The sequence below is a fragment of the Agrobacterium sp. LAD9 genome (assembly GCF_003031125.1).
In the GTDB taxonomy this organism is placed as follows: domain Bacteria; phylum Pseudomonadota; class Alphaproteobacteria; order Rhizobiales; family Rhizobiaceae; genus Agrobacterium; species Agrobacterium radiobacter.
In genome coordinates this window covers 61,539-74,083 of record NZ_PHGS01000027.1, presented here as the reverse complement: position 1 = coordinate 74,083, position 12,545 = coordinate 61,539, and the positions used below count along the sequence as shown (strand labels likewise).

Annotated in this window: 3 protein-coding genes; 2 read left to right on the top strand and 1 reads right to left on the bottom strand. The window is 59.9% G+C overall.

Annotation, left to right across the window (positions count from 1 at the left end; all coding sequences use genetic code 11):
- Positions 1-468 precede the first annotated feature (468 nt).
- On the top strand, positions 469-8,964 hold the full coding sequence (locus DA915_RS25015) for a GH36-type glycosyl hydrolase domain-containing protein (RefSeq protein ID WP_107677633.1): 8,496 nt from the start codon (positions 469-471) through the stop codon (positions 8,962-8,964).
- Positions 8,965-9,700: 736 nt separating this feature from the next.
- On the opposite strand, the gene DA915_RS25005 is transcribed toward DA915_RS25015, so the two are convergent.
- Positions 9,701-11,467: a glucan ABC transporter ATP-binding protein/ permease gene (locus tag DA915_RS25005; RefSeq protein ID WP_107677631.1), complete on the bottom strand. Its 1,767-nt coding sequence runs from the start codon at positions 11,465-11,467 to the stop codon at positions 9,701-9,703.
- 338 nt (positions 11,468-11,805) lie between these two features.
- Between DA915_RS25005 and DA915_RS25000 the strand changes: the two genes are divergently transcribed.
- A complete protein-coding gene (locus DA915_RS25000; protein WP_003505141.1) occupies positions 11,806-12,543 on the top strand; it encodes a LuxR family transcriptional regulator in 738 nt (245 codons plus the stop codon).
- The last annotated feature ends 2 nt before the right edge of the window (positions 12,544-12,545 follow it).

Here is a 12,545-nt window from a genome sequence, read left to right as displayed (position 1 = left end):
TCAGCGCTTGCATCGTGCCGCGACAGGTGGCATGGAACTATTGACGTCCTGGGGCATTAGCTTCTTTCGGATGTAGCGTGGGCAGTCTCGGTTCCGCGTTGCCCTTCAGGTTGTCAACGGGGGATTATCGACGTTGCGCGAACAATTTTCGCCGTCGGGGAGGGTGCGAAATTCGGTCGGAACGGCATTGCCGGGCCGCAGGATGCCATTTTCTTCCTGTTATCGAAAATCTCCTGTCCGCACCGATCTGCGGTTTTCCGATCGTATCGGAATAATTTCACTGCAACATGCTGCACCTGCGGATACCACCCGCCTGACGATCCGTTCCGCACGGCGTCCGGTCCGGTTCACCGAAGGTTCAGGATAAGTCATAAATATAGCGTGGCCTGATTTTCGTGTGTGTTCCCGCCATGGACGAAATGCCGGTCAAGTCGAACAAGTTTCCCTAAAGTTCAGAATACGAGCCCGATGTCATTTCATATTACCCCGACCGCCGCCGCCCGTGATTCCGAGACGAAGCAGATCGATCATAACGATTCGATCCGCGCGTCCTATATGACGGTCGAGGAACTGCATGATGCGGGCGCCGCGCTTTCGCGCGATGGCGCCGACAGCCTTCCCGGCTTCATGGAGTTCGATTTCTTCGAACGTCATCGCGAGAACGAGAAGGAAATTCTGCGGGTCTACCGCACAACGGCGGTCGACGCGGAAAATGGCGCGACGATAACGCCGGCGGCGGAATGGCTGCTCGACAATCACTACGTCATCGAAGAGGCGATCCAGGAAGTCCGCCGCGATTTTCCGCGCAAGTTCTATCGCCAGCTGCCGACGATGACGGTGGGCGGGGTGACGATCCCGCGGGTCATGGCGCTCGGCTGGCTTTATGTCGCCCACACCCACAGCACGGTTTCGCGCGAGAACATGACGGCGCTGGTGGATGGCTACCAGACCTCAAAGACGCTGCAGATCGGCGAATTGTGGGCGCTGCCGTCGATCATCCGTTTTGTCCTCATCGAAAATCTTCGCCGCATCTCCATCCGTGTGGAGCGTTCGCGCCGCATGCGCCAGAAGGCGAACGAGGTCGTTGACGAGATCATTCGTCTCAACGATGCGGAAGCCTCCGCGGCCCTTTTGAAGCAGGTCGATACGCTGGTCGACGACCCGACTTTCGCAACGCAATTCCTTTATCGTCTCCGCAACGGCTCCCAGACATCGGGTTTTGCGGTAGCATGGCTCGAAGAGCGCCTGCATGCTGCCGGCACGGACGCCGAAAACGTCATGATGTCGGAACATAACCGTCTTGCATCCGGCAACGTGACGATGGGCAACATCGTCAAGAGCCTGCGCGAAATCGACGATACCGAATGGTCGGTGTGGTTCGAGGAAGTCAGCCACATCGACAAGGTTCTGCGCGAAGAGACCGATTACGAAACGCTCGATTTCGGTTCGCGAAACACTTACCGCAATACTATCGAACTTCTGGCGCGCCGTTCTCCCAAGACTGAAGTTGAGGTTGCGCGTGCCGCTGTCGAAATGGCGCGCGCCGATACGCCTGTGGAGGCGGACGAGACACATCCCGTCAATGTCGGCTCCGTGCTCGTGGGCCAGCGTCGTTTCGAACTTGAGAAGGCGCTGGGTTACCGGCCTTTGGTGTCGCAGCGTATCGTCCGGGCGATGCGCAAGTTCAACTGGCTTGCGATTGCGGCGCCGGTGTTTCTGATCACCGCGCTCGCCATGCTCGCCGTCGGCTGGTTCCTGGCGCAGGCGGGCATGCCCTGGTATGTGGTGACCGCCTTCCTGCTGATGTTCGCATTGCCGGCATCCGAGGGCGCGACCGGCCTCTTCAACACGCTCGTCACCTTCTTCGTGAAGCCGTTCCGGCTGGTCGGATACGAGTTCAAGAACGGCATTCCGCAGGACGCCCGCACGCTGGTTGCCGTGCCCTGCATGCTGACCAGCCGCGACAGTGTCGATGAGATGATGCGCAATATCGAGGTGCATTATCTCGCCAATCCGCATGGCGAGATCTATTTCTCGCTGGTGAGCGACTGGCGCGATGCGCAGTATGAACAGTCCGACGATGACCTCGAAATTCTCGACTATGCCAAGCGTGAGCTTGCGGCGCTGAACAGCCGTTATGCCTTTGACGGCAAGACGCGCTTTTACCTGTTGCACCGCCGCCGCATCTACAATTCGGCTGAAGGCTGCTGGATGGGCTGGGAGCGCAAGCGCGGCAAGCTGCATGAGCTGAACATGCTGCTGCGCGGCGACAAGGATACGACGTTCCTCGGCGGCGCCAACGTCGTGCCGGAGGGCGTGAAATACGTCATGACGCTGGATGCCGATACGCGCCTGATGCGCGATGCGGTGACCAAGCTTGTCGGCAAGATGCACCACCCGATCAATCGTCCGGTGATCGACCCGGTGTCCGGACGGGTTGTCGAAGGCTACGGTCTGCTGCAGCCGCGCGTAACGCCCTCGCTCACCACCGGCAAGGACGCATCCGTTTTCCAGCGGGTCTTCTCGATCAACCGCGGTATCGATCCTTACGTCTTCACCGTTTCCGACGTCTATCAGGACCTGACGTCCGAGGGCACCTTCACCGGCAAGGGCCTTTACGACGTGGATGCCTTTGAGGCGGCGCTGAAGGGCCGGATCGAGGAAAACTCCATTCTCAGCCACGATCTGCTCGAAGGCTCCTTCGCGCGCTGCGCGCTGGTGACCGACGTAGAGCTGGTCGAGGATTTCCCGACCCGTTACGAGGTTGAAGTGTCGCGCCAGCATCGCTGGGCGCGTGGCGACTGGCAGCTTCTGCCCTTTATCCTCGATCGTGCCCGTGGCGTTACCGCGATCGGCCGCTGGAAGATGGTCGATAACCTGCGTCGCTCGCTGACGCCGATCGCCTGGTTCTTCGCTTCGATCCTCGGCTGGTATTTCATGGACCCACTGGGCGCGCTGATCTGGCAGATTTTGCTGATCTTCTCGCTGTTCGTAGCCCCCACGCTTTCCCTGCTCTCCGGCCTCGTGCCCCGCTCCACCGATATCGTGCCGCAGGCGCATTTTCACACCATCTGGTCGGAAATCCGCGCGACCAACGCACAGGTGGCGCTGCGCATCGTCTTCATCGCCGATGCCGCCTGCATGATGACGGATGCGATTGCCCGCTCGCTTTACCGCCTGCTCGTCAGCCACAAGCTGATGCTGGAATGGCGTACCGCCGCCAGCATGCAGTCGAGCGCGCAGGGCAGCATCATCGATTATTATCGACAGATGTGGCATGCGCCCGTAGTGGCGATGCTCGGCCTGCTGTTCGCGGCGCTGCCGGGTGACAATGCCTTCCTGATCGGCATTCCCTTCACGCTTCTCTGGGTTCTGTCGCCTGCCGTTGCCTGGTATGTCAGCCAGTCGGCTGAAACCGAAGACCGGCTGTTCGTTTCGGAACACGTCTCCTTCGAGCTTCGCAAGATCGCGCGCCGCACATGGCGTTATTACGAGGCCTTCGTGACGCCGCAGGAAAACCACCTGCCGCCTGATAACTTCCAGGAAACGCCGGAGCCGATCGTCGCTTCGCGCACGTCGCCCACCAATATCGGCGTCTACCTGCTTTCCATCATTTCGGCGCGCCAGTTCGGCTGGATCAGCTTTGCCGATACTCTGGAGCGGATCGAGAACACGATCCAGACCGTCGAGAAGATGGAAAAGCATCGTGGCCATCTCTACAACTGGTACCATACGGACACGTTGCAGACGCTTGGACCCCGCTATGTTTCGGCGGTGGACAGCGGCAATCTTGCCGGTCACCTGATTGCAGTTTCGTCGGCCTGCCGCCAGTGGGCGGAAGCGCCTTCCGCGCATCTTCAGGGCAATCTGGACGGTATCGGCGATCTGGCCGGCATCCTGCGCGAAACGCTGAAAGCGCTGCCTGACGACCGCAAGAACCTGCGTCCGCTGCATCGCCGTCTCGAAGAGCGTATCATCGGGTTCTCGAACGCTCTGGCGTCCGTCAAGCGCGAGCATGAATTCGCATCGATCCGCGTCATCAATCTGGCGGTGCTTGCGCGCGACATCCAGAAACTCGCTACCAATGTCGATCACGAAGTGAAGTCTGCGCAGAGCGCGGAAGTGACCCGCTGGGCGCAATTGCTGGTGGATTGCTGTGAGGCGCATATTTCCGACAGCGCCATCGATCTCACCAATATGGAACCGTTGCGCCAGCGTCTCGCATCGCTGCGCGACCGCAGCCGCAACCTCGCTTTCTCGATGGATTTCACGTTCCTTTACCGCAAGGATCGTCGTCTTCTCTCGATCGGCTATCGCGTCGAAAGCAAGGAGCTGGATGAGGCCTGCTACGACCTTCTGGCGTCCGAATGCCGCCTGACCAGCCTGTTTGCCATCGCCAAGGGTGATCTGCCGACAGAACACTGGTACCGTCTCGGCCGTCAGGTCGTGCCGATCGGCGCGCAGGGCGCGCTGGTCTCCTGGTCGGGTTCGATGTTCGAATATCTGATGCCCCCGCTCGTCATGCAGGAGCGTCAGGGTGGCATTCTCAACCAGACCAACAATCTGATCGTCAAGGAACAGATGAACCACGGCCGCCGCCTCGGCACGCCATGGGGCATTTCCGAAGCGGCGTTCAACGCCCGCGATCACAACATGAACTACCAGTACACCAACTTCGGCGTGCCGACGCTTGGTCTCAAGCGCGGCCTTGGCCAGAATGCAGTGATCGCGCCCTATGCGTCGATCCTCGCCAGCCAGTACGATCCTGATGGTGCGCTTGAGAACCTCGACAAGCTGCGCAAGCTTGGCGCGCTTGGCCAGTACGGCTTTCATGATGCGGTGGATTTCACACCGACACGTGTGCCTGATGGTAAGGTCTGCGCGGTGGTCTACAACTATTATGCCCACCACCACGGCATGTCGATTGCGGCCGTCGCCAACGTCGCTTTCGATGGCGTGCTGCGCGAACTCTTCCATTCCGATCCGGTGATTGAAGCGGCCGAACTGCTGTTGCAGGAAAAGGCACCGCGCGAAGTGCCCGTCATGAGCGCGAAATACGAGCCGGAAACCCCCGGCAAGGAACAGGCGGACCTGTTGCGTGCGGAAGTGCGCTCCATCGTCGACCCGGCCGCGCGCGACCGCGAAGTGGTGTTCCTTTCGAACGGCCATTATTCGACGATGCTCACCTCGACTGGTGCCGGTTATTCGAAGTGGAACGGTCAGGCGATTTCCCGCTGGAAGGCCGATCCGACCGAAGACCGCTGGGGCACCTTCATCTTCCTGCGCGACACCACCAACGGACAATGGTGGAGTGCGACGGCAGAGCCGCGTGTTATCGAAGGCGAAAAGACCAAGACGATCTTCACCGACGACAAGGCCGAGTTCCACAAGACCACCGGCGATCTGCAGAGCGTGGTCGAATGCATTGTCGCCACCGAGCACGATGCCGAAGGCCGCCGCGTCACGCTGCTCAATGTCGGTTCCGAGGATCGCTATATCGAAGTGACCTCCTATATGGAGCCCGTCATTGCGTCTGAAGATGACGACAACGCCCATCCGCTGTTCTCGCGCATGTTCGTGCAGACCGAGATCGGCCGCCGCGGTGATGTCATCCGCGCCTGGCGCAACCGTCGCAGCCCGAACGAGCCCGGCACCGTCATCGCGCATCTTGCCGCCGACAATGCCGGCCCGTCGCGCCCGACGGAATTCGAGACCGATCGTGCCAAGTTCATCGGCCGCGGCCGCTCGCTGCGCGAAGCGGCGGCTTTCGATGCCGGTGCGACGCTTTCCAGCAACGACGGCTTCACGCTTGATCCGATCCTGTCATTGCGCCGCACCGTACGCGTGCCGGCGGGCAAGAAGGTGAGCGTGATTTTCTGGACGATTGCCGCGCCAAGCCGCGAGGAGGTCGACAAGGCGATCGACCGTTATCGTCATCCGGACGCGTTTGCCCATGAACTCGTGCACGCGTGGACACGCACGCAGGTGCAGATGCGCCATGTGGGCGTCACCTCGCAGCAGGCGGCCGCCTTCCAGCATCTCGGCCGTTATCTGACCTATCCGGACATGCATCTGCGTGCGGATTCGGAAACGCTGAAAACCGGCCTTGCCTCGCAGCGTGCTTTGTGGCCGCTCGCGATTTCAGGCGATTTCCCGATCTTCAGCCTGCGCATCAACGACGATATGGACATGGATATCGCCCGTGAGGCGCTGAGCGCCCATGAATATCTGCGTTCACGCGGCGTGATCTTCGATCTCGTTATCGTCAACGAACGGGCTGCATCCTATGCACAGGACATGCAGCATGCGCTGGATCATATTTCCGAGGCGCAGCGCCGCATCAATCCTGCCGATGGCGGTCGTCCGCACGTCTTCTCCGTGCGCCGCGACCTGATGGACGAAGAGACGTGGAGCGCGCTTCTCGCCGCTTCTCGCGTTGTTCTCCACGTGCGCAACGGCAAGATTGTCGACCAGATCAACCGTGCGGTCTCGCTGTTTGCGGCCCATCGCGGCCCCGATGGCACAAGCGATGCTGCGCAGGCCCGTCTGCCGGTACCGTCCTTCCCGGTTGCGGAACAGGTCGAAGATGCGGGTGATCTCGATTTCTGGAACGGTTTTGGCGGCTTCGCCAGGAACGGCCAGGAATATGTCGTGCGCCTCAATGGCGGGCAGTCCACACCGCATCCGTGGATCAACGTCATCTCGAACGAGAGTTTCGGCTTCCACATTTCGGCCGAAGGCGCCGGTTTCAGCTGGAGCCGCAATTCGCGCGACTATCAGCTGACGCCCTGGAGCAACGATCCGGTCGTCAACCGGCCGGGTGAGGCCTTCTATGTCGCCGATGTGGAGACAGGAAAGCTCTATACGCCCTGCGCCGCGCTGTCGCGCGATCCGGAAGCCATGTTCGAAACCCGCCATGGCCTGGGTTACTCCGTGCTGACAGGCGTGGCCGATACACTTGAAGTCCAAGTGACACAGACCGTTGATCGCGAAAAACCTGTCAAGTTCTCGCAGGTCATCGTTCGCAACAAGGGTTCAAAAAGCCGGCGCCTGAAGGTCTATGCCTATGTGGAATGGGTGCTGGGCAACAACGCCCAGAAATCCGCGCCGTTCATTCTGAGCAGACACGATGCCGGCAGCAATGCGATCTTCGCGTCGAACCCCTACAGCATCGACTATAGCGCCCGCACGGCGTTCCTGACGCTTGACAGCGAGGCGAGCGGCTTCACCACCAGCCGCCGGGAATTCATCGGCCGCTTCGGTTCGGCACAGGCCCCGCAGGGCATCGTGTCGGGTAGCGCACTCAGCGGCAGCACCGAGGTCGATGGCGATCCCTGCGCCGCGCTGATGCAGGAAATCCATCTGAAGCCCGGTGAAGAACGGCACATGACCTTCATTCTCGGCGATGCCGACAATGCGGAAGAGGCCGAAGCGCTGGTGAAGGATGTCCGCAACGCGGACTTCCAGACGGTGCTGGACGAGAGCAAGGCATTCTGGACTGGCTTTACCGGCCAGCTGCAGGTTTCCACGCCCGATGCCGGCTTCAACCACATGGTCAACAACTGGCTGCCCTATCAGGCGCTGGCGTGCCGCATTCTGGCGCGCACGGCCTTTTACCAGTCGAGCGGCGCCTTCGGCTTCCGCGACCAGCTTCAGGATACGCTGGCCTTCCTGCTCTACCAGCCGGATCTCGCCCGCAAGCAGATCCTGCGTGCAGCCGGTCGTCAGTTCCCGGAAGGCGATGTGCAGCACTGGTGGTTGCCGCTGACCGGTGCCGGTGTTCGCACCACCATCTCGGATGACGTGGTCTGGCTTGCTTATGCAATCAACCAATATGTCTCGGCCACGGGTGATGTCGCGATCCTCGATGAAAGCATCCCCTTCCTGAAGGGCGCCGCATTGATGCCCGGCCAGCATGATGCTTTCTTCCAGCCGGAGACCAGCGACAGATCTGCTACGCTTTACGAACATGCGGCGCTGGCGCTTGATCTCGCCATTCATCGCACCGGCGAAAATGGTCTGCCGCTGATCCTCGGCGGCGACTGGAACGATGGCATGAACCGCGTCGGTGTCGGCGGCAAGGGCACCAGCGTCTGGCTCGGCTGGTTCCTTTCCGGGGCGTTGCGCGATTTCATCGCGATTGCGGAGAAGCGTGGCGATGCCGACCGCGTCGGCAAATGGGCATCGCATCGGGAAAGGCTGCGCAACGCGCTGGAAACAGCGGGTTGGGATGGCAGCTATTACCGGCGCGGTTATTTCGATGACGGCACGCCGCTCGGTTCCGCCGAAAGCGAGGAGTGCCGGATCGATTCCCTTGGCCAGAGCTGGAGCGTTCTCTCCGGCGAAGGCGAAGAGGGTCGGTCGCGGCAGGCCATGGATGCCGTCATGGAGCATCTGGTCGATGAGCAGACCGGCATTATCAGGCTGTTCACGCCGCCCTTCTCGCGTGCACCGCATGATCCGGGCTACATCAAGGGATATCCGCCGGGCGTGCGTGAAAACGGCGGGCAATATACCCATGCCGCAACCTGGGTGGTTCTTGCCCTCGCCAGGCAGGGTAGGGCGCAGGAGGCATGGAATTGCTTCAAGCTGCTCAACCCGGTCAATCACGCGCTGGATGCGGCATCGTCAGAAACCTATCGGGTCGAACCCTATGTGGTGACCGCGGATGTCTACGGTGAAGGTGCTTATGCGGGCCGTGGCGGCTGGAGCTGGTACACGGGTTCGGCCGGCTGGCTTTATCGCGCAGCAGTCGAGGGTATTCTCGGCATCACCCGCACCGACGGCAAGCTGCATATTGCGCCGTCTCTGCCGGAGGACTGGAGCGGTTTCTCGGTGAAGATCACGCTCGACGGGAAGGCAAGGGACATCGCCGTCAGCCGCAAGGCCGGTGGGGCGGAAGTCTCCGTATCCGTCGATGGCAAGGCTTTGTCGGCAGGCGACAGGGCAATCCCCTTCGACTGAGACGATCAGGCCTCTGTTCGCTTTTAAACTCAGGCTCCTGTGGTGACGCAGGGGCCTGAATTTTTATGGTGCTAGCTTGGTTTCCGACTTGGCACATCGGCCGGATCATGGCCCGGAAGCCCGGTCTCCTTCGCAGCGGTCGGCTGAAAAGTCCTGCGGCACCGAGATAAGGTCATGCAGGCGAAGGCCTTCACGGCGCAGTGCCGGATTTGTCCGGTCCGACCTGTCGTCAATCTTTTCGGAAAAAAGCAGCAGTTGCGAGTGATTAATTACTGAAGACGGGCAACGGTAGGAACCTGTCATCTATGGTCTGCTTCAGGATTTGCACTCAGGAATCTTGATTGGTCTCCGCGTGTTTCGCGATATTCTCGGTCGATCGGAAAGGGAGTTACCTTGCAATTCAACACCTTTTTCACAGAACCTGCACTGTTGGTGTTGCTCGCCATTCTTTCCCTGGCGTTGTCGTGTTGGTTGGCGCGCTACCCGCGGAAGAGGAGCGTCGGAGTAACGCTTGGCGTGGTGCTCGGAGTTTTCCTGACTAATCTCGCAGCAGGTATCGTTGCCTTTCTGGGAAATGTCCTCCCATTCGGGCAGATCGATTTTTGGCTGGCCAGTTCCTTGACCGGAATTCTCCGATAGGAGACCTGTGATCTGGCACTGCCGTCGGGAAGCGGGCAAAGAAAAAAGGGCGGACAAGCATGCTGTCCGCCCTGTTCTCATTCTGTCAGCCAAACACTCAGGAAGCTATGGCCTTTGGCCGGGGCTGCTGGCCTTCATCTTCTGTCAGCAGGCCGCTGGTGCGAAGCAGCGAGGTGAAGCGTCCGCCGCGCTGGCTCAGCTCATCGAAAGTACCCTTTTCGATGATCCGGCCCTGATCGAGGAAGAGAACGAGATCGGCATCGCGGACCGTGGAAAGGCGGTGGGCGATGATGAAGGTCGTACGGTTCTTTCTCAGCGCGTCGACAGCGGCTTTCACGCGGGCTTCCGTTTCCACGTCCAGCGCACTGGTCGCTTCGTCCAGAACCAGAATGGGAGCGTTCTTCAGGATGGCGCGTGCAATGGCGATGCGCTGGCGCTCGCCACCGGACAGGCGGTTGCCGCGTTCACCGACCTGGGTCAGATAGCCGTTGATACGGCTGTCGATGAAATCCGTTGCCGCTGCCGCTGCCGCTGCCTCCACCACTTCCGCATCCGTTGCCGATTCACGGCCGAGACGGATGTTTTCGCGGATGGAGCGGTTTAGAAGCCCGGCATCCTGGAACACGGTGGCGATGGAGTTGCGGAGCGAGTTTTTCGTCACCGTCGAAATATCGGTTCCATCGATCAGGATCTGGCCGGAATCGGGGTCGTAAACCCGCTGCAGCAGATTGATGAGCGTGGTCTTGCCGGCGCCCGTCGGTCCGACGATCGCAACAGTCTCACCGGCCTTGGCCGTGAACGAAACGTCGTGAACGCCCTGCTTGGTATTGGCGAAACCGAAATTGATGTGACGGAATTCCACGGTGCCGGAGACATTCGACAATTCGCGGGCATCGCCCGGCTCTTCCCGTTCCTTGACAGAATCTTCCAGAACGAAGAAATCCTCAAGCTTGGCGCGGGCTTCGAAAATCTGCGTCACGAATTGCCGCATCTGATCCAGACGGCCAATCAGGAGATTGGCAAAACCGATGAAGGCGATGACGTCACCGACGCGCAATTCGCCGTTCTTGACCAGAACGGTACCGATGACGAGGATGATCATCATCGAAACGGTGGAGGCCGTGCGGTTCAGAGCACTCGCAAAGGCCCACCAGTCCAGCACCGGATATTGTGCGCTCAAGAGCTTTTCAGTGAAGGATTTCAGCGCCTTCGTTTCAGCCTCGATGCGGTTGTAGCTGTGCAGCACCGACACGTTGCTGATGGAATCGCTGACATGGGCAAAAACGCTGTGATAGTGCTCTTCAACCGAAGCCTGGCCGTCCTTGGTGCGGCCCATGACCCACTTGCCGATGAACCAGTAGACGATGCCGAGGCCAATCAGAACGAAGCTGAGGCGCATGTCCATGGACATGGCGGTCGGCACAAGCAGCACCAGCGCGACGAAAGTGGCCAGATGCGTGCGCATGAATTCGAGCCAGAGGCCGAACAGCGTTTCGCTGGCGCGCAGCAGCGTGTGGAGGGCGTTCGATGTGCCACGCTGATGGTGCCAGGAGAGCGGCATGGAGATGATGCGCCCAAAGGCTTCCGTCAGCAGCGAAGCGCGCCGGCCATGGGCCAGCCGGTCGGCCTCGCGGGCGACCGCGACATAAGCGACGGTGTTGAAGACGCCAAAACCCGCCCACAAAATGAGAATGGGCGTGACATTGGAGCCAGAAGAGATGGCGTCAATGATCCGGCCGAACAGTACGGGTTCGGCGATGGTGATCGCTGCAAGAATGACGTTGGCAATGACGACCACCGTCACACGCCATTTATGAACGGTCAGATAGCGCAGAGCGCGTGTATAAACCTGAAACAAGGTCAAATTTTCAATCCAGTCCGTGCGTCTTTTCAAGCGGTTTATTGTTCGGCCTCAACGCCATGCTACTTTAGCAAGGTTGCATGAGACGGCGAATTTTGTGTAATTATCGCTCTTTCTGTCTGAATGGCGGCTTAACAGATTGACCGCGCGTGCGAACCGAAAAAACCGAACCCGATGTTTCCCGGGGCCTGCCGTCACAAGATTTAGCATCTTCGTTTCAGGGATTGATAACGACGATATGTTCAATCTCAACCGACCGGCGCCCGAGTAACATGACGTCATCGCGGGACCATGTCCTCCGTGTCATTCCCTTCAAGCCAAGCTCCGGACCCCGTGTCTTTATGCATGATATTCTTCACTTCATCTCAGCGTGTTACCAGGCGGGAAGCGCCGACCGCGTTCGCTCCGAATTTGCAACGCTCATTCGCGAATACGGTTTCGAATATTTTCTCGTCAGCAGGCGGATGACCGGGGAAATCGCCTCCAGTGGACACATTCTCGCGCAACATCTGCCCGAAGGCTGGCTGGAGGTCTACAGGGCCAAGAAATACAATCTCGTCGATCCCGTCCGCAAGGTGATCGGCATGGTGCACAAGCCGTTTCAATGGAAGGAAGCGCTTGAGGGCCTGCCGCGTGCGATGCATCGCAAAAGGGCGAGCGTCTTTTTCCACGATGCCGGACGTTACGGTCTGCAGGGCGGTTATGCCTTTCCCGTGCACGGTCGCGCGGGATTCATCGGTGCGGTCTTCATTGGCGGTCAGGATCGGCAATTGCCCTCCTTGCAGGTGGAGCTGCTTGATGCTGCCACGCGTGCCGTGTTCTGGCGGCTGCTCGATCTTTCCGGGCAGGCTCATGGTTTCAGCAATGCCCCCGACGTTTCCGCTCTCGAGCTTACGAGGCGCGAAATGGAGGTGCTGACGCTGATGGCAGACGGCATGACATCAACGGAAATCGGACGTCAGCTATCGATCTCCAACCACACGGTCGACTGGTATATCAACGGAATCCAGCGCCGTTTCAGCGCCAAGAACCGACAGCACACCGTAGCGCTTGCTTTTCGTCATGGATTGCTGAGCTAGCG